31 protein-coding genes are annotated in these 26,120 nt (G+C 47.4%); 24 read left to right on the top strand and 7 right to left on the bottom strand.

Annotated features, from left to right (window positions below; translation table 11 throughout):
• Window position 1 precedes the first annotated feature (1 nt).
• Window positions 2-502 carry a pantetheine-phosphate adenylyltransferase gene (gene coaD, locus CWI78_RS05775; RefSeq protein ID WP_126781142.1) on the top strand — a complete coding sequence of 167 codons (501 nt, stop codon included), beginning with the start codon at window positions 2-4 and terminating at the stop codon, window positions 500-502.
• A 7-nt stretch (window positions 503-509) separates the two neighbouring features.
• Here coaD and CWI78_RS05770 read toward each other — a convergent pair whose 3' ends face one another.
• Window positions 510-1,829: a sodium-dependent transporter gene (locus tag CWI78_RS05770; RefSeq protein WP_126781140.1), complete on the bottom strand. Its 1,320-nt coding sequence runs from the start codon at window positions 1,827-1,829 to the stop codon at window positions 510-512.
• A 209-nt stretch (window positions 1,830-2,038) separates the two neighbouring features.
• Between CWI78_RS05770 and pckA the strand changes: the two genes are divergently transcribed.
• From pckA to CWI78_RS05755, 3 genes are all read left to right on the top strand, one after another.
• Window positions 2,039-3,640: a phosphoenolpyruvate carboxykinase (ATP) gene (gene pckA / locus CWI78_RS05765; protein ID WP_126781138.1), complete on the top strand. Its 1,602-nt coding sequence runs from the start codon at window positions 2,039-2,041 to the stop codon at window positions 3,638-3,640.
• 99 nt (window positions 3,641-3,739) lie between these two features.
• The gene (locus tag CWI78_RS05760) at window positions 3,740-4,666 is read left to right on the top strand and encodes an ABC transporter ATP-binding protein (RefSeq protein ID WP_126781136.1); all 927 of its coding nucleotides are present in this window, start codon (window positions 3,740-3,742) and stop codon (window positions 4,664-4,666) included.
• Window positions 4,663-5,856 carry an ABC transporter permease gene (locus tag CWI78_RS05755; protein ID WP_126781134.1) on the top strand — a complete coding sequence of 398 codons (1,194 nt, stop codon included), beginning with the start codon at window positions 4,663-4,665 and terminating at the stop codon, window positions 5,854-5,856. Before CWI78_RS05760 ends, CWI78_RS05755 begins: the two co-directional genes overlap by 4 nt.
• Window positions 5,857-5,931: 75 nt before the next feature.
• Here the strand turns inward: CWI78_RS05755 and CWI78_RS05750 are convergent, their stop codons facing one another.
• Window positions 5,932-7,950 (bottom strand): S9 family peptidase, encoded by a 2,019-nt coding sequence (locus tag CWI78_RS05750; protein ID WP_126781132.1) that lies wholly within the window; start codon window positions 7,948-7,950, stop codon window positions 5,932-5,934.
• A gap of 33 nt (window positions 7,951-7,983) precedes the next feature.
• On the bottom strand, window positions 7,984-8,604 hold the full coding sequence (gene fabR / locus CWI78_RS05745) for an HTH-type transcriptional repressor FabR (protein ID WP_126781130.1): 621 nt from the start codon (window positions 8,602-8,604) through the stop codon (window positions 7,984-7,986).
• Window positions 8,605-8,758: 154 nt separating this feature from the next.
• On the opposite strand from fabR, the gene CWI78_RS05740 reads away from it, so the two are divergent.
• From CWI78_RS05740 to CWI78_RS05730, 3 genes are all read left to right on the top strand, one after another.
• Window positions 8,759-9,898, top strand: coding sequence for a fatty acid desaturase (locus CWI78_RS05740; RefSeq protein ID WP_126781128.1), 1,140 nt, complete (start codon window positions 8,759-8,761; stop codon window positions 9,896-9,898).
• Between the two features lie 129 nt (window positions 9,899-10,027).
• Window positions 10,028-10,345 (top strand): flagellar basal body rod C-terminal domain-containing protein, encoded by a 318-nt coding sequence (locus CWI78_RS05735; protein WP_126781126.1) that lies wholly within the window; start codon window positions 10,028-10,030, stop codon window positions 10,343-10,345.
• A gap of 9 nt (window positions 10,346-10,354) precedes the next feature.
• Window positions 10,355-11,134 carry a putative metalloprotease CJM1_0395 family protein gene (locus tag CWI78_RS05730; protein WP_244213083.1) on the top strand — a complete coding sequence of 260 codons (780 nt, stop codon included), beginning with the start codon at window positions 10,355-10,357 and terminating at the stop codon, window positions 11,132-11,134.
• A gap of 10 nt (window positions 11,135-11,144) precedes the next feature.
• On the opposite strand, the gene CWI78_RS05725 is transcribed toward CWI78_RS05730, so the two are convergent.
• Both CWI78_RS05725 and greB read right to left on the bottom strand, forming a co-directional pair.
• Window positions 11,145-13,475, bottom strand: coding sequence for a Tex family protein (locus CWI78_RS05725; RefSeq protein ID WP_126781124.1), 2,331 nt, complete (start codon window positions 13,473-13,475; stop codon window positions 11,145-11,147).
• Between the two features lie 63 nt (window positions 13,476-13,538).
• Window positions 13,539-14,018: a transcription elongation factor GreB gene (greB, locus tag CWI78_RS05720; RefSeq protein ID WP_126781122.1), complete on the bottom strand. Its 480-nt coding sequence runs from the start codon at window positions 14,016-14,018 to the stop codon at window positions 13,539-13,541.
• 162 nt (window positions 14,019-14,180) lie between these two features.
• On the opposite strand from greB, the gene CWI78_RS05715 reads away from it, so the two are divergent.
• From CWI78_RS05715 to CWI78_RS05705, 3 genes are all read left to right on the top strand, one after another.
• On the top strand, window positions 14,181-14,726 hold the full coding sequence (locus tag CWI78_RS05715; protein WP_126781120.1) for an AAA family ATPase: 546 nt from the start codon (window positions 14,181-14,183) through the stop codon (window positions 14,724-14,726).
• A gap of 77 nt (window positions 14,727-14,803) precedes the next feature.
• The gene (locus CWI78_RS05710) at window positions 14,804-15,376 is read left to right on the top strand and encodes a hypothetical protein (protein WP_126781118.1); all 573 of its coding nucleotides are present in this window, start codon (window positions 14,804-14,806) and stop codon (window positions 15,374-15,376) included.
• Between the two features lie 28 nt (window positions 15,377-15,404).
• Entirely contained in the window at window positions 15,405-15,983 is a 579-nt protein-coding gene (locus CWI78_RS05705; protein ID WP_126781116.1) for an HD domain-containing protein, read from the top strand.
• A gap of 57 nt (window positions 15,984-16,040) precedes the next feature.
• Here the strand turns inward: CWI78_RS05705 and CWI78_RS05700 are convergent, their stop codons facing one another.
• A complete protein-coding gene (locus CWI78_RS05700; RefSeq protein ID WP_126781114.1) occupies window positions 16,041-16,367 on the bottom strand; it encodes a nuclear transport factor 2-like protein in 327 nt (108 codons plus the stop codon).
• A gap of 93 nt (window positions 16,368-16,460) precedes the next feature.
• Here CWI78_RS05700 and CWI78_RS05695 point away from each other — a divergent pair, with 93 nt between their 5' ends.
• The 13 genes from CWI78_RS05695 to CWI78_RS05635 all read left to right on the top strand — a co-directional run bounded on the left by CWI78_RS05695 (window position 16,461) and on the right by CWI78_RS05635 (window position 23,958).
• The gene (locus CWI78_RS05695) at window positions 16,461-16,802 is read left to right on the top strand and encodes a winged helix-turn-helix transcriptional regulator (RefSeq protein WP_126781112.1); all 342 of its coding nucleotides are present in this window, start codon (window positions 16,461-16,463) and stop codon (window positions 16,800-16,802) included.
• A 27-nt stretch (window positions 16,803-16,829) separates the two neighbouring features.
• Window positions 16,830-16,997 carry a YdeI/OmpD-associated family protein gene (locus tag CWI78_RS12950; protein WP_244213082.1) on the top strand — a complete coding sequence of 56 codons (168 nt, stop codon included), beginning with the start codon at window positions 16,830-16,832 and terminating at the stop codon, window positions 16,995-16,997.
• A gap of 185 nt (window positions 16,998-17,182) precedes the next feature.
• Complete coding sequence (locus tag CWI78_RS05685; RefSeq protein ID WP_126781110.1) at window positions 17,183-18,082, top strand: lipid kinase; 900 nt, start codon at window positions 17,183-17,185, stop codon at window positions 18,080-18,082.
• 1 nt (window position 18,083) lies between these two features.
• Entirely contained in the window at window positions 18,084-18,524 is a 441-nt protein-coding gene (locus tag CWI78_RS05680; protein WP_126781108.1) for a DUF2383 domain-containing protein, read from the top strand.
• A 126-nt stretch (window positions 18,525-18,650) separates the two neighbouring features.
• Window positions 18,651-19,898, top strand: coding sequence for a GGDEF domain-containing protein (locus CWI78_RS05675; protein ID WP_126781106.1), 1,248 nt, complete (start codon window positions 18,651-18,653; stop codon window positions 19,896-19,898).
• A complete protein-coding gene (locus CWI78_RS05670; protein ID WP_126781104.1) occupies window positions 19,895-20,317 on the top strand; it encodes a GNAT family N-acetyltransferase in 423 nt (140 codons plus the stop codon). Before CWI78_RS05675 ends, CWI78_RS05670 begins: the two co-directional genes overlap by 4 nt.
• 2 nt (window positions 20,318-20,319) lie before the next feature.
• Entirely contained in the window at window positions 20,320-20,655 is a 336-nt protein-coding gene (locus tag CWI78_RS05665; protein WP_126781102.1) for a hypothetical protein, read from the top strand.
• A gap of 43 nt (window positions 20,656-20,698) precedes the next feature.
• Window positions 20,699-21,172 carry a GNAT family N-acetyltransferase gene (locus tag CWI78_RS05660; protein ID WP_126781100.1) on the top strand — a complete coding sequence of 158 codons (474 nt, stop codon included), beginning with the start codon at window positions 20,699-20,701 and terminating at the stop codon, window positions 21,170-21,172.
• A 110-nt stretch (window positions 21,173-21,282) separates the two neighbouring features.
• Window positions 21,283-21,642, top strand: a complete 360-nt coding sequence (locus CWI78_RS05655; protein WP_126781098.1) for a hypothetical protein — start codon at window positions 21,283-21,285, stop codon at window positions 21,640-21,642.
• 9 nt (window positions 21,643-21,651) lie between these two features.
• Window positions 21,652-22,158, top strand: coding sequence for a hypothetical protein (locus CWI78_RS05650; protein WP_244213081.1), 507 nt, complete (start codon window positions 21,652-21,654; stop codon window positions 22,156-22,158).
• A gap of 9 nt (window positions 22,159-22,167) precedes the next feature.
• Window positions 22,168-22,734, top strand: coding sequence for a putative glycolipid-binding domain-containing protein (locus CWI78_RS05645; RefSeq protein ID WP_126781096.1), 567 nt, complete (start codon window positions 22,168-22,170; stop codon window positions 22,732-22,734).
• A gap of 12 nt (window positions 22,735-22,746) precedes the next feature.
• Window positions 22,747-23,373 (top strand): FMN-binding negative transcriptional regulator, encoded by a 627-nt coding sequence (locus tag CWI78_RS05640; protein ID WP_126781094.1) that lies wholly within the window; start codon window positions 22,747-22,749, stop codon window positions 23,371-23,373.
• A 51-nt stretch (window positions 23,374-23,424) separates the two neighbouring features.
• Complete coding sequence (locus CWI78_RS05635; protein ID WP_244213080.1) at window positions 23,425-23,958, top strand: DinB family protein; 534 nt, start codon at window positions 23,425-23,427, stop codon at window positions 23,956-23,958.
• 148 nt (window positions 23,959-24,106) lie between these two features.
• Here CWI78_RS05635 and CWI78_RS05630 read toward each other — a convergent pair whose 3' ends face one another.
• Entirely contained in the window at window positions 24,107-25,105 is a 999-nt protein-coding gene (locus tag CWI78_RS05630) for an NADP-dependent oxidoreductase (protein ID WP_126781092.1), read from the bottom strand.
• Window positions 25,106-25,273: 168 nt separating this feature from the next.
• On the opposite strand from CWI78_RS05630, the gene CWI78_RS05625 reads away from it, so the two are divergent.
• On the top strand, window positions 25,274-26,026 hold the full coding sequence (locus CWI78_RS05625) for a hypothetical protein (RefSeq protein ID WP_126781091.1): 753 nt from the start codon (window positions 25,274-25,276) through the stop codon (window positions 26,024-26,026).
• The last annotated feature ends 94 nt before the right edge of the window (window positions 26,027-26,120 follow it).

The following is a 26,120-nucleotide window of genomic DNA, read 5'->3' as shown; positions in this document are numbered from 1 at the left end:
TATGCACCGCCGAGCAATTTATCCGGGAACTTTTGATCCAATTACAAACGGTCACGCCGACTTAATTGAGCGTGCATCAACTCTGTTTAGTGAAATTGTGGTGGGTATTGCCGAAAGTCCGAGCAAGAAGCCTTTATTCAGCCTGGAAGAGCGTGTCCTGCTGGCGCAACAGGTCACCGAAAACCTCGACAATGTCACTGTAGTCGGCTTCTCCGGCTTATTGGTAGACTTTGCTCATGAATACGATGCAACGGTGCTGATTCGAGGGTTACGCGCAGTGTCAGATTTTGAGTATGAATTTCAACTGGCCAACATGAACCGGCGTTTAGCTCCTAATTTGGAAAGTGTATTTCTGACGCCAGCGGAGGAAAACTCGTTTATTTCCTCGTCGCTGGTGAAAGAAGTGGCCCTACATGGCGGCGACGTTTCCGGATTTACTGACGCACGAGTGGCGTCAGCATTAGAACAGAAGTTTTCAGGTAAGCGGCCGGGCAAAAGCTAGGCCGGGGTCAACTAAAAGCGACGTGATAAAACACGATGCTCATCAGTACCGGGCAGAGATAACGAATATGCCAACGTAATAAAGTGAGGCCTATACTGCCCGCAGCAATGGCTTTTAAGTGGTTGCTGCGGTGCCATAACCAGCCAACGACCAGCAAGTAGAATAACCCTGACAGCGGCAACTGGAACTGTGTGACCGCAGTAACAACCCAGCCGAACAGCGGCTCAAAGAACAGGATTAACAACAGCGAGAAGGTCGCGATAACACTCAACGATAAAGCCGTTGCCAGTGGCCTATTCAGTTTTCGTTCCTCTATGCAGTAAGAAACCGGCACTTCCGCCTGAGCAATGGTTGAGGTCAGTGCTGCAATACTCAGCAGAATAAAGAATGCGAATGCAACGAAAGGCCCGGCTACACCCATACTATTAAAGAGTTCCGGCAATACAGCAAAAATGAGCTGACCTTCGCCAATAAGTTGGGAGCCTTCGCCGACATTGACGCCCAGGTGGATACCGGCATACAAAGCCGGGATAATCAGCAGACCGGCCAGAAATGCGATAAAAGTATCCAGTGCAGCGACCGATAAACTCAAGCGCCCTAAATTAGCGCCGGGTTTAAGGTAAGAGCCGTAAATCATCATGCCGCCCAGGCCAATAGAAAGCGAGAAGAAGGCCTGGCCCATAGCCGCCACCAAAATGCTGGTATCGGTCATTAGGCTAAAGTCTGGCACTAAGTATTTCTGCAACCCTTCGTCAGCACCGGGTAAGGTCAGCATGTAAGCAATGAGGGCAACCAGCAAAACGACCAAGGTTGGCATTAAACGCTTAGACCAGCGCTCAATCCCTTTTTCGACACCCTGAAAAACCACATAGGCCGTGGCCAGCAAAAAGACAGCGGTAAAAATTAAGTCGCGGGTTAGCGAGCTGTTAAGCAAAAATTCGGCAGCCGCTTCAATGCCAAATCCGCGGGCCAGAAAGCCCAGGGCGTGAACCAACATCCAGCCGGCCACCACATGATAAAAGCTCAGCATTAAGCACGAGCCCAGCACATTCAGATAACCCATTAGGCGGCCGATGGGTCGAGCACGGCCTTCAGACAACTGTGTTAAGGAGCGAACCGGGTTAGCTTGCGCGCTGTGACCAATGAGCATTTCACTGTAAAGCGCGGGTATGGCAAGTATAAAGATTACGCAAAGATAGACCAGCAGGAAGGCGCCGCCACCGTGGTTGGCCACTTGTGTCGGAAAGCCCCAAATGTTGCCCAGACCAACGGCCGAGCCCGCGGCTGCTAGTATAAAGCCAATTCGGCTGTGAAAAGAATCACGCATAAATGATCAGAAACCCACTGCTGCTTGCTTAAGTCAGGCGGGCATTCTATCGAACTGACAAAATTTTGCTCTATCTTTTTTGCCTGAATCGGGTTAACATTCGCGGCCTGAAAATTGACCAGTAAACCAGCAGCAAAACAGGATGTTTTGCGCGGTATTACTGCTGTTAACGTTAACGAACAAGACCGTAATCTCAGGAGCCTTACGTCATGCCAAATCTGGATCTGAGCCGCTACGGCATCACCGATGTCGAAGAAATCGTCCATAATCCGTCCTATGACCTTCTGTTCAAAGAAGAAACTCGCGATGACCTGCAAGGTTATGAAAAAGGAACGGTAACGGACCTTGGAGCGGTAGCTGTCGATACAGGAATTTTCACCGGACGTTCCCCCAAAGACAAATACATTGTCCGCGATGACACGACTCGCGACACCGTCTGGTGGGCTGACCAGGGCAAAAACGACAACAAACCCCTGTCGACAGAAACCTGGAACGAGCTGAAAGGCTTGGTCACAGAGCAGCTGTCCAAAAAGCGCTTATTTGTGGTTGATACCTATTGTGGTGCTAACGAAGATACACGTCTTGCGGTTCGCTTCATTACGGAAGTGGCATGGCAGGCACATTTCGTGAAAAACATGTTCATCCGCCCAAGCGAAGAAGAGCTAGAAAACTTTGAGCCAGATTTCGTTGTTATGAATGGTGCTAAGTGCATCAATCCTAACTGGCAGGAACAGGAACTGAATTCTGAAAACTTTGTGGCGTTTAACTTAACTGAAAAAATTCAGTTAATTGGCGGCACATGGTATGGCGGCGAAATGAAGAAAGGTATGTTCTCAATGATGAACTACTTCCTGCCGCTAAAAGGCATCGCTTCTATGCATTGCTCTGCCAACGTTGGTAAAGAAGGCGATGTGGCCGTTTTCTTTGGCCTTTCTGGTACCGGTAAAACGACACTTTCAACTGATCCTAAACGCGCACTGATTGGTGATGACGAGCACGGCTGGGATGACGACGGTGTGTTTAATTTTGAAGGCGGTTGCTACGCAAAAACTATCAACCTGTCGAAAGAAGCAGAACCCGACATTTATAATGCGATTCGTCGTGATGCTTTATTAGAAAATGTAGCGGTTGATGACAACGGAAACGTTGATTTTGACGACAACTCAAAAACTGAAAACACCCGTGTTTCGTACCCAATTTATCACATCGACAACATTGTTAAGCCGGTGTCTAAAGCGGGCCACGCGAAAAAGGTAATTTTCTTAACAGCAGACGCTTTCGGTGTATTGCCTCCGGTATCTAAGCTGACTAAAGAGCAGGCGCAGTACCACTTCCTATCGGGTTTTACCGCGAAATTGGCGGGTACCGAGCGTGGTGTCACCGAGCCTACGCCAACTTTCTCAAGCTGTTTTGGCGCGGCGTTCTTAAGTCTGCACCCAACTCAGTACGCAGAAGTTTTAGTGAAGCGTATGGAAGCGGCTGGCGCAGAAGCTTACCTGGTTAATACGGGCTGGAACGGCACTGGCAAGCGTATCTCTATTAAAGCGACTCGTGCCATCATCGACGCCATTTTAGATGGTTCGATTGAAGACGCTGAGTTCGTTGAGTTGCCGTACTTCAATCTGGCTATGCCAACTGAACTGGCCGGCGTTGCAGACAGTAACATTCTGGATCCGCGTAAAACTTACGAAGAGGACGGTGAGTGGGACGTTCGCGCCAAAGACTTAGCCGGCCGTTTTGTTGCAAACTTTGAGAAATTTACCGATACCGATAACGGTAAAGCGCTGGTAGCTGCTGGACCTCAGCTGTAAATTCATAGTTTGATACAAATTAAAGGGCTCGTAACACTTGTTACGGGCCCTTTGTGTTTCTAAGATAGGCGCTTCATAAGCAAATAACAGAAAAATAACATGCGCCTTTCAGTTAATAATGTCACTAAGCGTTATCGGACCGTTACTGCGGTAGATGCCATTTCGCTTAATATTGAACCCGGTAAGATACAGGCTCTGCTTGGACCCAATGGTGCCGGTAAATCGTCTTTGGTTCGTATGCTGGTTGGCCTGACCCGGCCCGACGAAGGAGAAATCCTCGTTGAGAACAACGGCGAGAGTATCGAACTGACCTATCACGACTTTGCTTACTTACCTGAAGACCGCGGTTTATATCAGGACCGATCTATTCTCGATAACCTCAGTTATATCGCTAGCTTACGTGGACTGAAGCTGAGTGATATTCGTGATGATATTGACAGATGGCTGGAACGGTTTGAACTGACTGACCGGAAGGACGAGCCATTGCGTCAGATGTCTAAAGGTAATCAGCAAAAAGTGCAGCTCATTGCAACATTGTTGCACGATCCGCAGTTAGTGATTCTGGATGAGCCTTTCTCAGGCCTGGATCCGGTGAATCAGGAGCATGTGTTGACGGTACTCAGTGAGCTCCGCGAGCGTGGTAAAACGGTGGTGCTCAGTGCGCATCAGATGGCACTGGTAGAACGTTTAGCCGATACCATGCTGTTAATGAATAAAGGCCGGGCTGTTGCGCAGGGAAGCCTGCAGGAAATTCGTAATACGTTGCTGCCCGAACCGATCTACCGTGTAACTACCGATGCCCAGCTGGCGATGGAAAAATGGAGTGGCTCTGAGCAGGTAGAGTCAATCCGTAAAGTGAATGATGAGCAAGTTGAGTTAATTTTTAACAAGGGTACTGAAATTGAGCAGTTGTGGCCTTCGCTGGCGAAACAGGTGCCAATAAAAGCTTTTGCGCCCATACAACCCGGGTTACATGACTTGTACCTGGACACGATACGCAAGCAAACCGGGGAGGTGCAGTCATGAAAGTTAGTTACTTACAACAGCTGAAAGCCATTGCCTGGTGGGAGTTCAAACGCTTTTTTAAGTGGAAGCAGGAGCTGTTCTCAGTTGCGATTTTAGTGCTGATTTTTGCAGTGAGCGCTGGCTGGGGCGCTATTACCCAAATTTTTTCCGACCAATATCAGGGCGCTATTTTCTATCAGGAGGATAAGCCACAAGGTTGGGAGTTCAAGGCGCCAAAAGATTTAACCCTGCGTAGCGCCGGCACCATGGAAGTGGATAAGTGGCAAACGCAGCTACCGGAAGACTTAGACACCTTGATTGTGATTACACCGGAGTTAACCGCTAAGGTTTGGGTGAAGAAGTCACAAAGCTGGCAGCAGGAGTTACGCAGCGAGCTGCAGGAGCAGTTGCAGACCCTTCGTATTCAACAACTGACACTGACGCCGGAAGAGCGCACAGTCATTGATGAGAAACCAGACATAACCTTTGCTATTGAAGAAAGCGAAGACGCTTCGATAGACGATGCCAGCGACGCTTCCGCCACCATGTTGCTGATGGTGATCATGGTCGGTGTTTTCACCGGTTTCGGATTGATGATGATGTCGATTACTGCCGAGAAGCAACAACGTGTGACGGAACAGTTGCTGACGATTGTGACACCCACGCAGTGGATGGACGGAAAAATCATAGGTATTACTCTGCACAGTATTAAGTCCATGGCCTTTATCGGTTTAATGATTTTGGGCGTGAGTATGGTTATCGCCACATTTTCTGAAGACGGTGGTTCAGGACTCGACTGGGGTATAGGAACCGCTTTGCTCAGTATTCTGTTTGTGGTGCTGGGAGCCGTTTTAATTAACGCAATGTTGGCTGGTTTTTCGGCAACCATCGACGACCCGAATCACTCATCGCGCAGTACGGTGATGTTGGTTCCGCTATTACCGGTGTTTTTAAGTTTCAGTGTGATTGGTGAGCCAGACTCTACTATCGCGACTGTTATGAGCATTATTCCGGTCAGTTCATTCGCAATGATGCCTGCGCGCTTAATGCAAACCGATGTTGCAGTATGGGAGTGGTTGCTGAGTTTAGTGCTATTGGGCGCCTTTGTTTACTGGATGCGAAATGTAGCGGGCCGGTTATTTGCCATGGGTATTCAGTATTACGGGAAAGAACCGGGCTGGAAGGAAATTTGGCAGGCCATAAAAGGCTAGAGAAGGAAGTTATCGTTTAAACATAAAAAGGCCGGGAGCTCGCTAAAAGTCCCGGCCTTTTTATTGGGCCTTCGTTTATTTAAGCTGTTCGGCGTGTGGCAGCTCAAACGATGGTTTCTCTTCCGCTTTCTCAACCAGGAAGCTATCCATCCAGCGCATTAGGCGCATGCTGTAGTCCAACTGTGCTGCAACTTTACGGTTACCGTGGCCTTCGCCGGGGTAAAGTACTAAGCGAACCGGCACGTTATCGTGTGTCTTCAGGTAACGGTACAGTTCCATCGACTGCGACGGATGAACGCGTGTGTCTTCTTTACCGTGCATGATCAGAATTGGCGTACGCGCTTTTTCTGCGTGGTAAATCGGACTGCGTTCTAAGTACCATTGCCATTTGTCCCACGGGTAGCTGCGGGCATGAACAGCGTGCATTTCTTTAGCAATGTCGGTCGTACCAAACTTAGATAAGTTGTCGCTGATACCAACGAACATGACACTGGCAGCGAAGTGCTCTGTCTGTGCGGTTGCACCCCAGGCTGAGGCATAACCACCGTATGATCCGCCGGTGATACCCACGCGAGACTCGTCCGCCAAGCCAATATCGACTAGGTGTTTCTTAGCATCAACAATGTCGTCGAACTCTTTACCCGCGTAATCGTTTTGACCCAGCTTAGAGAACTCAACACCGCGACCTGTGCTGCCACGATAATTCGGGAAGAACAGCGCATAGCCATTAGCTGCTGCGTGCTTCACCGGTGACGCGTAACGATCTAACCAGCCGTTACTGTAATGCGACTCAGGACCGCCGTGAATCACCATCACTAATGGATAGCTTTTGCTTTCATCGTAGTCTTTTGGATAAACCACAATACCTTCTAGTTGAAGCCCATCGCGCGCTTCATAGGTCATTGTTTCCTGGCGCGGCATGTCGATGTCAGCCAGCCATGGGTTGGAGTCGGTTAAACGCTCAAGACGGCCGTTGCTGTATTTGAACGCTTCGTTCGGGTGGCTTGGGCGGTGGCCCGTCAATACAAACTCTGACTTACCAGCTTCGCCATCCAGGCTGGTGAAAATGGCTTCACCCAGTTCTAGTAAGCTGCGGCTTTCCAAAAATTTAAGTGTTAAAGCCTGAACTTCCGTTTCGGTACCACGGTGTCCCAGCCAGACAATCTCTTCATTCGTGCGCCAGCTAAAGTCTTTAACGGCGCCTTTGTAGTCGGGTAACACGTTACGGTGTTCTTGCTCACGTGTATCGTAAACGAACAAGGTGCTGGCAGATGGGTCGTTATAGTCAGCCGCGCGGATCATCGCCAAATAACGACCATCCGGTGAAAACTCTGCGCGACCCAGTTTGCCTTCGCTTTTAAACGAAGTACTTACTTCGCCATCGAGCTCAATTAACTGGTACTGGCTGCTCATGTAGTTGTCATCGACAAGCGAGGTTGGCGCGGTACGTACCAACAGCTGTTCGTTGTTCGGGTGGAAGCTAACGGAAAGTGCGTGCTGGTTGTCTGCGGTAACCGCTTTTGCTTCCGCGCTCTCGTCGTTCAAAGCAACGTGGTAAACCTGAGTGTAAGTTAAGTCTTCTTCGTACACTTCGGCTTTAAAACCCTTTTTCGAAAGCTTTTCCTTATCGCTGTCTTTCGCGCCAGAAGATAAAAACACCAGTTGCTTGCCATCGTCGCTCAGTGCGTAGCTGCCAATGTTACCGTCAAACTCAAAGACCGACTGAACACCACCGCCACGTACCGGCATGCGATACAATTCCTGGTACTCATCGCCTTCTTCTTTTGCGGTAAAGTACAGGTATTCGCTCTGCGGACCAAAGCTGACCCGGCTGAACTTCTTATCTTTGCTTAGGTAAGAGGTTTCCTCGCCGTCAGCGTTAATAAGGACTAACTCACTGTAGCTGGAGCCGTCGTCGTCTTCGTACGGGGTACGAGGCGTTGAGCGGATAACCGCAGTGAACTGACCATCCGGTGACAATTGAGCCGAGCGAATGGCTTTTGTGGTTACGGTTTCCATTAGCGTCATTTCACGGGCGTCTAAATCTGCCGCCCAGACCGCTAATGCCATACCACCTACAGCGCGTAAAAGCATAGGTATTCTCCGTTGTTCTAGTTTATGTTCTGATTAAGTTTGTTTTTTTAGTAATCGGCGAGTCGCTTCGGCGCCTCTGGCAACTAAGCGAACTTGCAGAATCGTTTTTTCGGTAATGATTTCGCGTTCTTCTTCATCAACATCAAAGCAGTCTGCTCCGGCACTGAATACGATTTTAGCTATGGTATCGGATTGCAATTCGGCCAACTCGCGGGTAAAGGACTGTTCGTTAACTAAGTAATCTTCCAGCTCCGCTTTAAAGTGGTCTATTTCTCGCACCACCGCCAAACGGAAACTGCGCGAACGACCGGAGCGTTCTTGCAGCAGCAGCCGGAAAGTGGCGGTATTGTCCGCTACAAACTGCATAAAAGTTTCAATCGATACCCGAATAATAGAGCCGCCGGATTCTATTCGTTGGCGTGCCTGACGAAGTAGCTGACGTAGCGCCAGGCCACATTCGTCAACCAAAGTGAGCCCTAACTCATCCATGTCGCGGAAGTGTCGGTAAAATGAGGTGGGGGCAATACCGGCCTCGCGTGCCACTTCACGCAAGCTCAAGCTGGAGAAACCGTTTTCCGCGTTTAACTGATTCATTGCCGCGTTAATCAAGGCTTGTCGGGTTTTCTCTTTTTGCTTTGCGCGAATTCCAGCCATAGTCGTAGAGTCATTTTTGCGTGTGTATAAAGAATGATAACACAGCTTTTTACACTTTTACCGCTTGTAATTTGAACGGGAAACGCGTACATTCGGCGTACAGGTGTACGCTGTTTCGATACCTGCCTTTATTTGATTGTTTTAGGTTATATGCATGCAACAGATTTCTGAAAAGCCCCCCATCATTTGGTTGAACACCTTAGTTTTTGCCATTACTTTTGTCGTCGCCCTTATAGGCGTGCCTTTATACGCGTACAGCGTAGGTATTGGCGCCGCATTTTGGTGGGTGATGTTAGGCACGGCGTGTTTCGCCGGGCTATCGATTACCGCTGGCTACCATCGCTTGTGGGCTCATCGCACTTACGATGCCAACCCCGTAATCCGTTTTATTTTTGCCATTGGCGGTGCGGTTGCGTTACAAAATAGCGCACTTCATTGGTCTTCTGACCACCGTGAACATCACAAGCATGTTGATGACAACGACAAAGACCCGTATTCCGCTAAACGTGGGTTTTGGTACTCGCACATCGGCTGGATGATCCGTGAATATCAGGCCAGTCGTTATACCGATTACGACAATGTTCAGGACTTACAGAAAGATCCGATTGTTATGTGGCAGCATAAGTATTACCTGCCGCTGACCCTGTTTGTAAACTTTGGCTGGCCAATTGCCGCCGGTTTCATGCTGGGTGACGTGTGGGCCGGGTTACTGGTTATTGGTGTATTGCGTCTGGTGTTGAACCACCACACCACGTTCTTTATTAACTCGCTGGCGCACATTTGGGGTAAACAACCTTACACCGATAAAAATACCGCACGCGACAACGGCGTACTGGCCTTTTTAACCTTTGGTGAGGGTTACCATAATTACCATCACATTTTTGCAGCGGACTACCGCAACGGCATTCGCTGGTGGCAGTTTGATCCAACCAAATGGCTGATTGTTACCAGTAAATGGTTAGGGCTGGCGAAAAACTTAAAACGCAGCTCGCCGTATCAGGTCGAGCGGGCGAAATTGCAAATGCAGCTAAAGCGTGCTCAGAAAAAGGCTTTGTCAGCGCCGGAGTCTTTGTTTGAAAGAGCTCAGGAGCACTACGATCAAATGGGTCAACATTTGAAGGCTTACTATCAGGCTCGTAAAAAGCTTCTGGATACCAAAACGAAAGCGTTGAAAGAACATGTTCATCACGATATTGATGCGTTGAAGCATCAGGTAGATGAAATGAAAGCGGCTTTAGAAGAGCAAAAGCGTTCATGGAAAGCGTTGCTAAACCAAATTCAACAGCACGCGTAACTGGCGTTTAAAGTGGCAAGCGACGGTAGCGGTGAATGGTATTTGTCAGTACTTGAAAATGTTTAAAATATGACCGATACTGACAAGTACATTTGCGGTAACACGCCTTAGTGCGTGGGAGGAATGATTATGGAGATTGGCGCAGCTATGAACTCAGGCTTGCAGGGTATGCAACGTGCAAACCAGCAAGTGTCACAAGCGAGCCAGGAAATTGCTTCTGCTTCTACATCAGGTCGTAACGATGTTCAGCAGCAAGACAATGCCAATATCAGTGGTGGTGAAGTTGCAACGGAAGCGGCAGCAGAAACCAGCCAAAGCGTCACCGCTGCAAGCACAACGGATTCGCTGGTTTCCCTAAACCAGGGGCAAACCAATTTTGAATCTAACACCCGTACGGTGGAAACCGCCGACGAGATGTTGGGCACAATGATTGATACCAGCGCTTAATGTTCTAGTATGAATATCTCACCAGCGTTACCGCCTATTCCTGTAACGTCGGCACCACCTGCGGAGTCGATGAACAGAGATAATGTCGAGCGGCCGCTGGTGAAAGAACCTTCCAAATCTGACCAGTCCGGTAATAAAGCCAACACCCAAGCCGACAAAAAAGCCACCGACAAAGCTAGCAAAGAGGTCACTGACAATGCTGAGAAAAATCAGCAAAAACTCAGTGAAGAAGAAATTGAAAAAGTCGATGAGCTGAAAAGTCGTGATCAGGAAGTTCGTGTACACGAGCAGGCTCACGCAGCTGTCGGTGGTCGATACGCCAGTTCACCGTCATACGATTATGAACGAGGGCCCGACGGGAAGTCTTACGCTGTAGGTGGCGAAGTCCAGATTGACGTTAGCCCGGTTAATGGTGACCCGGAAGCAACTATCCAGAAAATGCAGGTGGTCCGTCGTGCTGCTATGGCACCGGCACAACCGTCACCAGCAGACAGGGCAATAGCTTCTGAAGCAACCAATAAGGCAACTCAGGCACGGGCTGAATTAGCTCAGATGCAAATTGAGTCAGGTGAAGAGGGCGAAAAACCGAACCTGGACATTAGCATTAATGCTCCATTCAATAAGAGCCTGGAAGAGGACGGTGAGAAAAAGGCGGATCCGTCAGATTCTGTTGCTCCTGCAGAGCAGGGCAAAAAGACTCTATCCTCACCAGAGCGAGGTGAAATGATAGCTTCTTTCTACGATAAGCGAGTTAGTCCTTCCGTGGACTCATTCAGCGCTAGCGCTTAATTCTTCCTGTTTAATCTTTTTTCGCTTTTTTAAAGGCATCGGCCAGTGCACTGCCCATAGCCGAATTTTGTGGTTGTGGCGCACGACCACCATTACCTGAGGACTTTTTCTTAGGACCGTTACCGGTTTTCGCCTTAGGTTTATCACTACTGGCGGTATTGGCAGGTGTTTCATCGCTCAGGCGCATGGTTAAACCAATGCGCTTACGCTCAATGTCCACTTCCAGTACTTTCACTTTCACAATATCACCAGCTTTCACCACTTCGCGTGGGTCGCTGACAAACTTGTCGGCCAGTGCCGAAATGTGTACCAGACCGTCCTGATGTACGCCAACATCGATAAAGGCACCAAAGTTAGCAACGTTAGTCACTACACCTTCCAGCAACATACCGGGCTTAAGATCGCTGACTTTCTCAACGCCTTCTTTAAATTCTGCCGTCTTGAATTCCGGACGCGGGTCACGGCCGGGTTTTTCCAGTTCAGAAAGAATGTCGGTGACCGTAGGTAAGCCAAAGCGCTCGTCGGTGTAGTCCTTGGCGTTAAGGCTCTTAACTAATGAATGATTGCCAATCAGTTCCTGAACCGGTAAGTCATTCGCTTTCGCCATGCGCTCAACCACCGAATAGGCTTCGGGGTGAACCGAAGAGGCATCCAGTGGCTGCTCGCCGTTATTAATGCGTAAGAAACCCGCGGCCTGTTCAAAAGCTTTTGGCCCCATGCGCGCAACATCCAGCAACTGCTTACGGTTACGGAACGCACCATGCGCATCGCGGTGTTCAACCAGATTCTTCGCTAGAGTTTTCGACAAACCTGACACGCGCTGAAGCAAAGCCGCAGACGCCATGTTGGCATCCACACCCACCGCGTTTACGCAGTCTTCAACCACTGCATCCAGACTCTGCGCCAGTTGTGACTGACTAACGTCGTGTTGGTACTGACCAACACCAATAGATTTAGGCTCAATTTTCACCAATTCCGCCAACGGATCCTGCAAGCGGCGGGCAATAGATACGGCCCCACGTAGCGACACGTCCATATTCGGAAACTCTTGCGCAGCCAGTTCAGATGCTGAGTAAACCGAGGCACCGGCTTCGTTCACAATGACCTTTGTGGCTTTAATGTCGCTGTGCTGCTTGAGCATATCGCCGACCATTTTGTCGGTCTCGCGTGAATGGGTGCCGTTACCAATACTGATCAACTCCACTTTGTACTGCTTGCACAAGGTGGCCAGCGTTCGCATGGATTTATCCATCTGGTTTTGTGGCTGGAACGGGAATACCGTGTTAGTGGCAACCGCTTTACCGGTTTCGTCTACCACCGCAACCTTAACACCCGTACGAACACCAGGATCTAAGCCCATAGTGGTTTTGGCACCGGCAGGGGCCGCCATCAGCAAGTCTTTTAAGTTGCTGGCAAATACCTGAATGGCGGCTTCCTCGGCACGCTCGCGCACGCGAGCCATTAGCTCGGTTTCCATGTGCAGCGACAATTTCACCCGCCAGGTCCATTGAATAACCTGACGCAACCAGTCATCGGCAGCGCGGCCTTTGTGCTCAAAGTTCAGGAAGTCGGCAATAATCACTTCGCAATGTGAGCCTGCGGTTTTATCTTCACTGCCCGGGTCGGCGTCCATAGAAAGCTGTAAAAAACCTTCGTTACGGCCACGCAGTAAGGCCAGCGTGCGGTGCGACGGAATGGTTTTAAACAGCTCAGAAAACTCAAAGTAGTCGCGGAATTTCGCACCTTCTTTTTCTTTACCGGCGGCAACGGTGCTGGTTAGGTGCGCGTTCTGCCATAAGTGCGAGCGTAAGCGTTTAAGTAACTCCGCTTGCTCAGCAAAGCGCTCCATTAAAATGGCGCGGGCACCGTCGAGTGCCGCTTTCGCATCGGCAAAGCCTTTGTCGGCGTCAACGTAGTCAGCTGCAGCCTGTTCCGGGTTCTTTGTTGGGTCTTTCCACAGCAAGTCCGCCAGCGGCTCAATGCCCGCTTCAATAGCAATTTGGCCTTTAGTACGGCGCTTAGGCTTGTAGGGCAGGTATAAATCTTCCAACTCGGTTTTCGAGTCTGCGGTTTTAATGTTCTGAGTCAGTTCGTCGGTCAGTTTGCCTTGCTCATCAATGGACTTAAGAATCACCTGGCGGCGGTCGTCCAGCTCGCGAAGGTAGTTCAGACGCTGATGCAGCTGACGCAACTGAGTGTCGTCTAAGCCGCCGGTCACTTCTTTACGGTAGCGCGCAATAAAGGGAACCGTTGAGCCTTCATCCAGCAATTGGATAACAGACGAAATCTGGCGTTCATCAACCTTCAGTTCATTAGCAAGTAATTGCGGTATCTGGCTCATAGTACATCTCTTAGTTTTGAAACTTTACGACAAATAATGGGGACGAATACTATCACGAATTGGCTAAGCGGGCTGTTGGTAACTTATCTTATTAATGAACCAGGTCTTAGTGCCCTGTGGTGTGGTTACGTCAGCTTCGTCGTCCACCTGCTTTTTCAGCAAGGCGCGCGCCATAGGCGAATCAATCGACACCGCGTCTTTGCGATCATAAATCTCATCCGGGCCGACAATTTGAAAGGCGCGGACATTCTCATCCTCGTCCTCAATTTCTACCCAGGCACCAAAAAACACTTTCCCATCCTGTTGTGGAGAATAATACACCACTTTTACCTGCTCCAAGCGCTTGGTTAAGTAGCGAATACGGCCGTCAATTTTGCGTAGCTTTTGTTTGTTATATTTGTAGTCTGCGTTTTCAGACCGGTCACCGAGGCTCGCCGCCCAGGAGACCTTCTCCACCGTTTCGCGGCGTTCAACCCGCCAAAGGTGTTCAAGCTCCTGTTGTAACTTTTCATAACCGCCAAGGGTAATTAAATTGGTTTTCATACGCTGATTCGTTACTGCCTGCGTTGAATGATAAACGGGGATTTTACTGGGTTATGGGTTTGAGGGAAATGGGGGATTGGTAAGGATATGTAAGTTTTGTATATAAGCTATTATGTAGGTTATTGCTCAAATAAGGCTCCACCCAGCAATGTTAAAGATTAAATGAACAATCGATTCGTAGTCACCGGCGGACCCGGCGGCGGCAAAACAACAATCCTTGCTGCTCTGGCGGAGCGTGGATACAACTTCGCACCGGAGTCTGCCCGGAAGATAATCAAAGAGCGTTTAACGGCGGGGTTGTCGCCTCGCCCAGAACCGATCTCGTTTGCCCATGAGATACTAAGCGCAGATATCGCAAAGTATCGAAAGGCCGATAAAGGTTGCTACACGTTCTTTGATAGAGGTGTGCCGGACGCGCTGTACATGCTTGATGCGGAGAGCGCGTTGACCCATGAGCAGGCAGAGCAGTACATGCAAGATTTTCCATACAATAGGGTCGTATTTCTTCTACCTCCGTGGAAAGATATCTATGTCACCGATTCTGAGCGCGATCAAACGTTTGAACAAGCTATTGAAGTGTACGACGGTATTAAGAGGTGGTATCTGCAATGGGGCTATGAAGCTTTGGAAGTGCCGCTTAGTCCTGTTGAAAAGCGCGTTTCATTTATTCTGGACATCTTAGATAATACACTAACAACTACGAGATAAAACGCGCTTTACGTCTGGCTTTTATAGTAGGTTTGAGCTTGACGGGAAAACGGACGGAGAGGTATGTGAGAGGATAAATGCGTAATAGACGCACGGTATTTTTAATAATAGGTATCAGTTTTATTGTGTTGACGAGTTTGGCTGATACGTTATATCGGGACTGGTCGTACGCCAATGATATTGCTGACTTTGGCTTAGCTGATTATTTGCCTAGTATAACGGGTACGGTTGCTGCAGTATTTACTTTATTAGGTATTTCAAAAGATCTGAAACAAAAAACAATAAGCAACGCGGTTGCGGGCGTGGTTGGCTGTGTAATCTATGAAATTGTTCAGCCATTTTTGGGTACCGGAGTATTTGACTGGCAAGACCTAGTTGCTGTCATATTTACTGGCGCTGTTTGTTCTTACGTCTTAACGCTGGGCTTGGGAATGTCTGGTAATACTCAGGAAAGGCAACACTCGCTATTAAGACAAAGGATTAACATGAAAAAGCTCTATCGATACCTCATTGCTTTCGCATTGCTGATAGCGGCGATATCGTCATATAGTTTCGGCAATCAAACGGGATTATTTGTATTTATCATTCTTGGTTTCGCCTTTGAGGCTGCGTTTTGGTTTGGCTTATTTCCAGTCAGGAAGCGCAAATGAACGACGTTGAAGAGAGAAAACACACGCTATGAAAGAATCAGATCTAGAGGGTGTTCTTGAGTTCCTCAGAGGCGCAGAGCAGTTGAAAAATACATTACGTTCATCAAGAACATCGAATGGCAGGCACGAGAGTACAGCCGAGCACACCTGGCGGTTATGCTTGATGGTTATGCTGTTCGCCAAGCAGTATCCTGGTATCGATATATTGAAGTTAATGAAAATATGCGTGATTCACGATTTGGGTGAGGCGATAAACGGTGACATTGCCGCTGTTGACCAAGTTGAGGGCGTCGATAAAGGGGCGGAAGAGCGGAGGGATTTGGAACTACTGATCCGCCCGCTGCCAACCAACCTCCAGGATGAAGTTCTCATGCTGTGGGATGAGTATGAGGACGCTTCATCGGATGAAGCATTGTTGGCGAAAGCATTCGATAAGCTCGAAACTGTATTGCAGCACACCCAAGGCAAGAATCCAGGCGACTTTAACTACGGCTTCAACCTATCGTATGGTAAAAAGTATACTGATTATGACGACCTTACGTCTGTGCTAAGGGCTCTGATAGATCGAGACACCGCGCGACTGGCAAAGGGTAACAACAGCATTTGAGAACGTATTTTCATTGGCAAGTCGCCGAGTCTGCGATCACATGAGTTTCGACTACCGTCACGAAATTTCCAAAGATTGAATTTTGCCATCGCTCAGTAAAAATGAATAAGTGAGTAAGGCCGGGCTGCCTGGGAAGTTTCCACTGACTTCTGCTTCGACAATCTGGTGCTTATCCTTCGTTGTCATCTTTATTGGGTTTGAGCTAAATTCATACTTTTGCCGTGTTTCTTTAATCCACGAAGCAATAGCAGTATGACCTTGATAGGTACCGCCCTCATCTAGTACCGCGGCATCTTGAGAAAAGCATTCACTTGTTTGGATGGGAATCGAGCCGTTGCTCATTTCAAAGTAGCTTTTTATGGTATCGGGTAGCTGAATAGTCATGTCAATTTTCCTTGTTGAAAAGTTGCTGAACAGCAAGTTTCTGCTTAGGCTTACTAATAATCAAGAACGCACAAAAAAGTAAGTTACTTACACATGAGAAAGATTTATATGCCTTCTACTGCAGCGGCTGATACGCTTAAAGCCATTAAATTGTTAGAGGGGCGCTGGAAGCTGATTATTTTGTTTCATCTGTTCGACGGTAAGGTGCAACGTTATTCTGACCTTGAGAGACTGATCCCTGATATATCGCAAAAAATGCTGGCGCAACAACTGAGAAGGCTTGAGTTTGACGGGATTGTGCATCGTACGGTCTATCCGGAGGTGCCGCCTAAGGTTGAATACCGGCTGACAGAATGGGGGCAGGCGTTATGCCCTGCTCTGGACGCGCTTCTGAGCTGGGCAGATCAGAAAGATAGCTTTGAGGAACCCGCGTAAAGAAAGCAATGAGTAGATCGAAAAATTATGTCTAAAATTTCCGGTGGTCTTGTACATGAAATGCCTGCTGATTTGGCAAATACCCTGCGTCAGAAAAAGGAAACGTTGCCTCTATGGGAAAATCTAACTCCTATTGCTCGTAATGAATTTATTTACTGGGCGCTGCATCCATCGTACCGACAAAAAGCTTGGTAAGTGGCAGCAAGATGTTCTAATTGACAAGAAGCCAAAAAGTCGAATTCGTAATCTTTTTTACTCTCAGGATAATTCCGTGAATTTGCGTCACCGAACACAGTGACGTAAATATTTCGTCAGCGCTTTGAAGCCTTTGAATAAACCGCTTATATTTAAATCAGCGCTTAATAGGAAGGGACAAGACATTGCAGCATGCGTTGTTAGTTATCAATCCGAAAAGTCGGAATGGGCATTCTGAGGAGCTAACAGAAGCTACTGACTTGCTCAGAAATTCCGGCATCGACGTCGAGGTTTGCGTCACTGAAAGTCCATCTCACATGGCTTCTTGCATTGAAAATTACCGTGAAAAGAAAGGCATAGTCATTGTTGCCGGGGGCGATGGAACCATCAGCTCGGCGTTGGAGTCGATTTATAAAAGCAAACAAACCTTAGCCATTTTGCCTATGGGTACGGCGAATGATTTTACGCGTTCGCTGGGGCTTCCACAGGACGTTGTCGCAGCCGCACGGGCTATTATTGACGACAAGCGAGAGCGCATAAACTTGGCCAAGGTGAACAATAATTACTTTGTGAATGTCGCTCATGTTGGCTTAGGCGTAGAGGTCACCCGTGAGCTGACATCAGAAATGAAGAAGTATTTTGGTGTATTTGCTTATCTGGGCGCGTTTACCAGCGTTGTAAAGCGTAATAAGAGTTTTAGAGTGACGATAAAAGCGGATGGTTGGGAGGACTCAGTAAGAGCCATTCATCTGGCGGTGGGTAATGGCCGCTACTACGGTGGCGGAAATATTGTTGATGATGACTCCACACTACTGGATGAACAACTGAACTTATTCTGCTTGAAGCCAATACGGTGGTGGCGGTTGTTATTATTGGGAGTCAATTTTCGTAACGGTAATTTGGAAACGGCAGAGCGGGTTGTCTGTAAAAAGGCCTGTAAAATTAGTATTAAAACTTCCAGACCTAAGCGAATTCAGGCTGACGGCGAGTTTAAAACCGATACTCCGGCTGAGTTTGAAGTGATCCCAAAGGCTATTGAAGTTATTGTTGGCGATATGCCACTGCCTAATATAAACAAGGATTAATATGTCGATATTACGCACAGATAATGAAGCCGATGGCGTTGAAATTCTTAAGTTAGTCATCGAAACAGCAGATTACTACCGCGAGATAGCGAATGTGGTTGAGGACGATAACCTCGCTAGTCAGCTTAGTAATATTGCCAATGAGAGAGCCTCCTATATTGAACCATTTCAAGATGTTGTTAAGAAATTAGGCGAACTGCCGGCTAACCCGGACCCCGACAAAGAGCTTTTGCAAAAAATCGAAGGGGGACTGACCCAGTTTTTTACCGACAATTCCAAAAACGCTATTTTAGATAAATGCCTGCAGGAAGATGAAAAGCTGGCTGATGTGGTCAAAGAGACCCAGCTTGGTGAGAAATCAGCTGAGTTTCAAAAACTACTCGATGCGTTGGCTGAGCATATTAATAACACCAAAAAATCAATTCAGGGGTTAAAAGGTTAGGTTGCCGGTCCCAATAATATTTTGGAAAACGTGTTTTTATTCGGCGGGCAATAGCGGTGTGATATTCTTAAAAAGTTGCTAGATTAGGTATGCAAGACAGTATCGTTTACACAGGAAGTAAAAGCGTTGTCACAACAACAAAAACAAGATGACATACATTGGCTCACGGGGCAGTTTTACAACGATAGCAAAGAGTCAAAATATCGTAGCTCAATTGAAACCAGGGTGCGGTTTGAATCGCGCCTTGCGTTAATTTTAGTGTCTGTAGTCTTTGCCATGTTCGGCATTACCGATTACAACCTGCTGGGCTTAACCCGTGAGTATTATCTGCTGCTTACCATGCGCATTGCCGTGGTTAGCCTCTGTTTATTGCTTGCCGTTGTTATTGGGCGCAGCGGCAGTTATTCCCGTAAGGCCTGGTTGCACGCATTACCGCTGTGGATACTGGCAACCGGCATTATCTTAATTATTCCGTTGCGGCCCGAAAGTCTCCTTACTCAGATCACCGCGGTGGTGGTCGCTATCATGGCCTTTTACCTTCTGATTCCGAATTTGCTTACCGTGGCAGCGTTAGCGAGCCTTTATTTAAGTGTTGGTTTTTTGGCCGCCGCCGTCATTTACGCGGGAATTTCACCGACCGATGCGCTTCGTCTGGCGCTGTTGCTGGTAATGGCTAATATCGTAGGCTACTGTGCCTTATTGCGTCTGGAGTCCTTGCAGCGCAAGCAGTTCGCACTACTTCATGAAGAGCGAGACCAAAATCGAGACTTACTTAAAGAAATTAAGCATCGGAAATCGCTGGAGGCGCAGTTACGTATGGTGGCTGAGCGAGATGCTTTAACGGGAGTTGATAGCCGGAGTCATTTTATGAAGCGGGCTGAAGCGCTCTTGCAAAGAGCGCAGTTGGAAAAAACACCGTTCTGCCTGTTTATGATAGATGTGGATCACTTTAAACGCATTAATGATACTTGGGGACATACCCGTGGCGACTTGATTTTAACCAAAATAGCAGAGGTTTGTGAGCAGTCTCTGCGCCCCACAGATGTGATAGGACGTTTTGGTGGCGAAGAATTTGTGGTGGGTCTGCCGCATACGAGTCCCAGCGACGCGCAAGCTGTGGCAGAGCGTCTGAAGAAAAATGTTGAAGCACTGCCGTTCACCGATGAATTAAGTGAGCTACGCCTGAGCGTCACCATCGGTATTGGCATAGCGCATATCGAAGATGTTGACCTCGATTCTCTTATAACGCGAGCAGATGAAATGCTTTATGTAGGCAAACGCGAGGGCAGGAATCGAGTGGTGATGTTTCGCGAAGAGGAAGATGATACTTCCGTGGGTGAATGGCGTAATGGCTCTGATGGATACTCGCGATGATTTCATACCAACCCACGACGAACTTATCGAAATCTGCAGATATCACTTATCAAAATATGCGCTCCTACTACGAGCGTTATTCTGTCGACTGGGATCAGCCGAAAATAGTGGAGCAAATAAGCTGCTTACAGAACTGGGATATTTTGCTTGATGGTGAGGTGGTTGGCGCCCTCCGTCTGGAGTTTGACGACGGTGGTTGCTATCTGAGAGATCTTCAGGTGAGTGAACCGTTTCAAAATAAAGGTATTGGTGCCGCTGCTCTAACGGAGTCATTTCGTTTGGCTAGAGAATCTCACGCGCAACAGATTCGGTTACGGGTTTTCAAAATCAGTTCTGCGCATAATCTATACAAACGGTTTGGTTTCAAGGTGGTTAGTGAAGACGACCGATTCTTCAATATGGCATTGGATACCGCCTGACAATGAAGTCAATATTACGGGTAATGAATGATGGGCGCATAAAAACAACCACTATGGCGTTATATGCTGGCCTGATTTCTCTAATTATTGGATTAGTATCATTTGCGATCAGCTGGAATTTTTGGGATCTGCGGGGTGGGCCAATGCCTGGTATCCAGGTATTGCTGTTCCCAGGAAATTTAACGTTAATCTATGTTTGGCACCCGCTGTTTACAGAAGAAATGAATTTTTGGCCAAAGCTCGCATTGCATATGTTTGGTCAGTTTTTTGTTGTCACATTCATAACAATGCTTTGCGTGAGCTTAGTGAGAAAATTGGTTCGTGTGTTTGCCTCATAGCCATGTGGGGAAAGAGTAGAAAGTCGACTGTGACGGAATCATCATGATAAAAATTCGAGGTTATAAAGAATCCGATGCGAATGCGTTGTGGGCGATTTTCTACCATACAATTCGCAATATTAATGTTCGAGACTACTCTCAGGCACAAGTAGAGGCCTGGGCGCCGGACTCGCCCGATGCCGAAGTCTGGACGAATAAAATGCGGTCAATTTCTCCGTTTGTTGCTGAGATAGAAGGCAAAATAGTGGGTTATACAGACCTTCAAAATGACGGCTTAATTGATCACTTTTTCTGCCACTATGAGTATCAGGGGAAAGGTATTGGCCGACGCTTAATGGAATACGTTTTAGCGGAAGGTCAGGCGCGTGGGGTTAAGCGCTTTTACTCTGAAGTAAGTATTACCGCTCGTCCTTTTTATGAGCGCTTCGGGTTCAAAGTGATTGAAGAGCAAGTCGTCACTCTTCGTGGGCAAAAGCTAAAAAACTTTGTTATGGAAAGAAACGCCACTATAAAGTGACTTTCGTATTCTGGAGCTTCGCTTATTGGTACGCCGTGTCTATCCGATGGATTGATAGCAAGAAGCTGTGGTTGTAAGAAAATAGGTTCTTTTATTAAAGGTTATCATCTATGCTGGAGGCGTTATCAACTCAAAAGGATGTGAGGATGTTCAAGCTAACCCCCTTTGTGAAGCGTCTATTAATACTTTCCGTATTGCTTAATTTACCGCCAATTATTGCCCCTGTTTTTATGCAGATTGGGTTAGAACCTGTCTTGCTCATTGCGTGGTTGGCAGCTTGGGTAAATGTTCCGTTTTTACTCGGGTTAGAACACCTGTTTGGTGACCAGACAATGATGTTCAGCGAATTTGGGGTCAATGAGGCTCCAATGATGGTGTGGTTATCGATCGTTGTTTTCTGGCTTCTGTTGGCAGGAATTCTAGCGGGTATTAGTCTAGTATTTTCGAGACAAGCAAGCGACGCTAACTAGAAATAAGAAATGGAATTCGATAAAGACAAATACAAAGTATGGAGACTGCCTCATCCAATGCTAATTCATTGGGTTGTCAATCCGGGCGTTGCATTTAATGAGTTAGCTCTGGGCCAGAGAATTCCAAAGATTACGCTCATTGATAAAGCAAGCGATGCGCCTTTAATGGAAAGACAAAGCATAACCATGTTTAAAAGAATCCAGGAACAAACCCATCAGTTGGGAGATACGCAAATAACGGTATCCTATGATCGCCTTACAAGCCGGTTCGTTATTACCTCTGGGAGTGAGGTTAGCTACAGCAAGTTGCTATTCTTTATTCCATTTACGACGTCAAAAGTGAGCATTTCTCAAACAATATATTCAGTGAAAATTTTGTCACTGATTATATGGCGTGCGAAGCTTCTGCATAACGGGCTTACTGTTATCCCCGAGTTGCTTGAAAAAAGACGTTCAAAATCGATTGGCTCGTTAGTATACAGTACGTTGATGGGTGTACTTAGGGTGTTTAGTTGAGAGGATACCATGGTTGATTCTATAATCTGGCGTAAGCTCGAACACTCAGGACACGAAGTGGCAAACCTTACGCCAAAAGAGAAAAGCTGGGAGTTATCCGGCACAGCTATTTTCTCTTACGACGGCAGCCCGTGCCGGATAGACTATTCAGTGATATGTGATTCATCATGGTCGACGAAATTGGTCAATGTGCATGGCACAATAGGAGCCAAAAAGGTGGCTATCGACTTAGAAGTCGATGCTGATAAGCGGTGGTTCCTAAATGGAACGGCTCTGCCTTTATTGTCCGGCTGCGTCGACATCGATCTTGGTTTTAGTCCGTCTACGAACCTTCTCCCAATTCGCCGGCTTGCGCTCGGCATCGGCCAGGAATCTGAAGTTAATGCCGCCTGGCTACACTTCCCATCATTTGAATTAAAGGTTTTACCACAGACGTATCGACGGGATGCGGAAAGGGAGTATCGATACGAATCAGCAGGCGGCTCATTTGTTTCAACGCTGAAGGTGAACGACGCAGGTTTTGTTACAGATTACCCCGGATTGTGGCAGGCGGAATCAGAGAAAAGCATCCTGTAAGGAAATTAGAAAATGTACGTACCGAAGCACTTCAAGGAAGATGACAACGCAAAGCTACACCAATATATTCGCGATTATGGTTTTGGGGTGTTGATTATTGCCGATGAAGATGGAATTGAGGCAAACCACCTTCCATTCCATTTAATTTGTAAAGAAGGTGAGTCTCTTGGAACGCTTCAGTGCCACGTGGCACGTAATAACACGGTATGGCAGCGTCTTAAAAATGGTGGCCGCGTGTTAGCTGTTTTTCAGGGGCCGGACGGATATGTTTCTCCCTCGTGGTATCCCTCTAAAGCAGAAACAGGGCGAGTTGTACCAACCTGGAATTACCTGGCTGTGCATGCTGCCGGGAAAGCGAGAATCGTTGAAGATGCAACTTGGCTGAAACAACATTTAACGGAATTAACGGACCAACATGAGTCTGGAATGAAGGAACCTTGGCAAGTAGATGACGCCCCTGAGAATTTCACCGACCGCTTAATCAAAGCTATTGTTGGTATAGAGATAGAAGTTGAAACGCTGACAGGTAAATTGAAAGCGAGTCAAAACTTGCCGGAAAGAAATAGAGCAGGAGTTAAAGCGGGTCTTAAAGAAAGTGAACGACCGCATAGCTGTGCGATGTCTAAATTCGTTAGTTAGTAAAACAGACTCGTTTGAGGTATTGAAAAATAAATCTAAGGAGAAACTCCTGTGCTACAGAACAGTTACGTTTGTCTTATGGCCGAGTATAACCATTGGATGAACCTAAAACTCTATGGTGCATGCTCTCAGCTATCTAACGAGCAACTCAGCGAGGACCGAGGGGCATTCTTTGGATCGATAATAGGCACACTGAATCACCTGGCCGTGGCTGATACCATCTGGTTAAAGCGTCTGTCTACCGACTTAAGCCACCACCGTGAACTTAAAGCGCTTTCCCGGCTACCTATGCCTCAAACATTGAATGCCATTCTTTATCCAAAGTTCGAAGAACTGGCTGAATACAGGCAACATCTCGACAAACTATTCCTGTCCTTATCTAAGGTCGTAACGGACAGCGAGTTGCAACAAATAATTACCTACAAAAATACCAAAGGCACTGAGTTTAAGAAGGTGCTATTTAGTTTACTGGTTCATATTTTTAATCATCAAACACACCACCGAGGGCAAACCACTACGTTACTCTCACAGGCGGGTGTCGATATCGGCGTCACTGATTTGCTGGCTCTTATTCCAAATGAGTAACTGGTTTCATGCCCGTTAAATACCTACGGTATTTAATCAAAGTTGAAAGGGTGGTTATGACGCCACCCTCCAATTGTTTTTGTGATACCGCAGTTGAATAACTGTTCTATAAAAACCTGTTCGAACCGTCAGCGACATAGCGAATTACTTACAGCTTAACAATCAATTTGCCTTTGTTTTCACCCGAGAAGAACAAGTTTAAGCCTTCAATGGCAGATTCCAGGCCTTCAAGAATGTGTGAACGGTGTTTGATTTTTCCTGACATAACATAAGGTGTCAGTTTACTTAGCAAGCTCGGGATTTCATCGAAATGATCCGGCATTGTGAAGCCCTGAATGGTCAGGCGCTTTTTAATGACCGGTACCCAACTTGGACCCGGGCTTGGTACTTCTTTGTCGTAGTCGGCTATCATGCCGCAGACCACCACCCGACCATGGGCGTTCATGCGTTCAACGACCAGATTCTGAATGGGGCCACCGGTGTTTTCAAAGTACAAATCTATGCCTTCAGGGGTCAACTTGGTTAGCTGGTCGTGTAAGTCACCGGTTTTGTAATTAATGGCACCGTCAAACCCCAGTTCGTTGACAATCCAGTTGGCTTTTTCATCGCTGCCGACAACGCCAATAACTTTTAGCCCTTCGGCTTTAGCCAACTGCCCGACAATTGAGCCGACCGAACCTGCGGCGCCGGTGACCACCAAAGTCTCACCGTTTTTAGGTTTACCAACATTAAACAGCCCTTGTGTGGCCGTCAGGCCGGGCAACGCAAATACCGACAGCATGGTCTCGTCGGGCACATCGGCCTGCACTTTATTAATACCCTGGCCATTGCTCAGGGCATATTCCTGCCAGCCCATCATTCCCATGACGCGGTCACCGACGTTAAAGTCTGGATGGTTACTCTCAACAACTTCACCGACACCCGAGCTGCGCATAACCGTTCCCAACTCAACGGGTGGAATATAACTTTCGGTATCCGGACTCATCCAGCCAAACATGGCAGGGTCCAGTGACATTTGCGTTTGTTTAATGAGTATTTCACCGGAACCCGCCTTGGGTAGTTCCTTTTCCACAACGTCAAATACGTCCGCTGTGACTGGGCCCGGTTCTGGGCGTTTAATTAGGTTAATAGCTTTATAGGTGGTCATAACGTGTCCTTGTTAACTAGTAGATGTCTGTGCCTAGTTACGAGTTAAAGTAGCTTTAGATCACTCTAGCTTACTTCTAGTTTATGCGAAATTGAGAAGAGGCGTGCAAGACTTACAGTGTAAGAAAAGGTATAGTTTTCAAAAAAATATAAAGGAATTTACCTGCTAATGATTGCTATGCATTTTACTTTAACCCGTCAAATGCCACCAGCGGCCGGAATGATGGCTCTGTTAGGCCTTGCTGTTGTTGTCGGCGCCGTATCACAAATTTACCTAGCGAATATTCTGACCTACCCCATGGAATGGTTTGATGCAATTGCCTACGAACTAGAGGTTATGCTGGCTAGTGTCTTGCATCTGGTTGGCGTTTATTCTGAACTACCCTGGCCGACACCGTCGCGCATAGCCCGATCTATTGACGCGGGTGTGTTTGGTGGCCTTCTCTATATTGCATCCGAGGTTTTGTACGTTATTGCCGTGGTGGTTGTAGCGACCCGGCAGGCAACTCAGAGCGGATCAACGCCGAGCGCGAACGTGCCAAAGAAGCTGATTTCCGTTTATCTTGTAATGGGGTTAATTTATACATTCAGCTTCTTTTACCTTGGTCTGTTTATCAAGGGCATAGCCAGCAGTTACGAAATGGCGTTTTCCATGATTCTGGACGCCGATAGTATACAAAAGCTGATCTTGTACGGCTTGCCCTGGAAACTGGTGCTTTTTGTGCCGCTTCAGTTGGCTTTGTTGGTTGGACTCTGGACAAAGCAAAGCTGGTTCAAACGCGCTTTTCTGGCATACCTTCTGCTCGACATTTTTTACTACGCCGCATTTACTCTGTCGGCGTTAAGTTACGGGATTTATGTCGGGCTTATTGTCAGTCTACTTGCGTTGCTTCTATTTTTACCTTACTTCCTTAGAAAGTGAGTTATTGATAACTAAATGTCCGCAGCAGTAACAGGGCTTTTCTCGAAGTGGAAATAGGCCTATTCTAGGCTTATACAACTTATTAACTTAAGGT

Origin of the sequence: Idiomarina ramblicola (assembly GCF_003987255.1) — a bacterium.
Lineage (GTDB): Bacteria > Pseudomonadota > Gammaproteobacteria > Enterobacterales > Alteromonadaceae > Idiomarina > Idiomarina ramblicola.
This window is presented reverse-complemented; position numbering and strand designations above follow the sequence as displayed.

Bases quoted from the DNA above. Each gene is read 5' to 3' on its own strand.
- coaD (WP_126781142.1), top strand. From the start codon at position 2: ATGCACCGCCGAGCAATTTATCCGGGAACTTTTGATCCAATTACAAAC.
- CWI78_RS05770 (WP_126781140.1), bottom strand. From the start codon at position 1,829: ATGCGTGATTCTTTTCACAGCCGAATTGGCTTTATACTAGCAGCCGCG.
- pckA (WP_126781138.1), top strand. From the start codon at position 2,039: ATGCCAAATCTGGATCTGAGCCGCTACGGCATCACCGATGTCGAAGAA.
- CWI78_RS05760 (WP_126781136.1), top strand. From the start codon at position 3,740: ATGCGCCTTTCAGTTAATAATGTCACTAAGCGTTATCGGACCGTTACT.
- CWI78_RS05755 (WP_126781134.1), top strand. From the start codon at position 4,663: ATGAAAGTTAGTTACTTACAACAGCTGAAAGCCATTGCCTGGTGGGAG.
- CWI78_RS05750 (WP_126781132.1), bottom strand. From the start codon at position 7,950: ATGCTTTTACGCGCTGTAGGTGGTATGGCATTAGCGGTCTGGGCGGCA.
- fabR (WP_126781130.1), bottom strand. From the start codon at position 8,604: ATGGCTGGAATTCGCGCAAAGCAAAAAGAGAAAACCCGACAAGCCTTG.
- CWI78_RS05740 (WP_126781128.1), top strand. From the start codon at position 8,759: ATGCAACAGATTTCTGAAAAGCCCCCCATCATTTGGTTGAACACCTTA.
- CWI78_RS05735 (WP_126781126.1), top strand. From the start codon at position 10,028: ATGGAGATTGGCGCAGCTATGAACTCAGGCTTGCAGGGTATGCAACGT.
- CWI78_RS05730 (WP_244213083.1), top strand. From the start codon at position 10,355: ATGAATATCTCACCAGCGTTACCGCCTATTCCTGTAACGTCGGCACCA.
- CWI78_RS05725 (WP_126781124.1), bottom strand. From the start codon at position 13,475: ATGAGCCAGATACCGCAATTACTTGCTAATGAACTGAAGGTTGATGAA.
- greB (WP_126781122.1), bottom strand. From the start codon at position 14,018: ATGAAAACCAATTTAATTACCCTTGGCGGTTATGAAAAGTTACAACAG.
- CWI78_RS05715 (WP_126781120.1), top strand. From the start codon at position 14,181: ATGAACAATCGATTCGTAGTCACCGGCGGACCCGGCGGCGGCAAAACA.
- CWI78_RS05710 (WP_126781118.1), top strand. From the start codon at position 14,804: ATGCGTAATAGACGCACGGTATTTTTAATAATAGGTATCAGTTTTATT.
- CWI78_RS05705 (WP_126781116.1), top strand. From the start codon at position 15,405: ATGAAAGAATCAGATCTAGAGGGTGTTCTTGAGTTCCTCAGAGGCGCA.
- CWI78_RS05700 (WP_126781114.1), bottom strand. From the start codon at position 16,367: ATGACTATTCAGCTACCCGATACCATAAAAAGCTACTTTGAAATGAGC.
- CWI78_RS05695 (WP_126781112.1), top strand. From the start codon at position 16,461: ATGAGAAAGATTTATATGCCTTCTACTGCAGCGGCTGATACGCTTAAA.
- CWI78_RS12950 (WP_244213082.1), top strand. From the start codon at position 16,830: ATGTCTAAAATTTCCGGTGGTCTTGTACATGAAATGCCTGCTGATTTG.
- CWI78_RS05680 (WP_126781108.1), top strand. From the start codon at position 18,084: ATGTCGATATTACGCACAGATAATGAAGCCGATGGCGTTGAAATTCTT.
- CWI78_RS05670 (WP_126781104.1), top strand. From the start codon at position 19,895: ATGATTTCATACCAACCCACGACGAACTTATCGAAATCTGCAGATATC.
- CWI78_RS05665 (WP_126781102.1), top strand. From the start codon at position 20,320: ATGAAGTCAATATTACGGGTAATGAATGATGGGCGCATAAAAACAACC.
- CWI78_RS05660 (WP_126781100.1), top strand. From the start codon at position 20,699: ATGATAAAAATTCGAGGTTATAAAGAATCCGATGCGAATGCGTTGTGG.
- CWI78_RS05655 (WP_126781098.1), top strand. From the start codon at position 21,283: ATGCTGGAGGCGTTATCAACTCAAAAGGATGTGAGGATGTTCAAGCTA.
- CWI78_RS05650 (WP_244213081.1), top strand. From the start codon at position 21,652: ATGGAATTCGATAAAGACAAATACAAAGTATGGAGACTGCCTCATCCA.
- CWI78_RS05645 (WP_126781096.1), top strand. From the start codon at position 22,168: ATGGTTGATTCTATAATCTGGCGTAAGCTCGAACACTCAGGACACGAA.
- CWI78_RS05640 (WP_126781094.1), top strand. From the start codon at position 22,747: ATGTACGTACCGAAGCACTTCAAGGAAGATGACAACGCAAAGCTACAC.
- CWI78_RS05630 (WP_126781092.1), bottom strand. From the start codon at position 25,105: ATGACCACCTATAAAGCTATTAACCTAATTAAACGCCCAGAACCGGGC.
- CWI78_RS05625 (WP_126781091.1), top strand. From the start codon at position 25,274: ATGATTGCTATGCATTTTACTTTAACCCGTCAAATGCCACCAGCGGCC.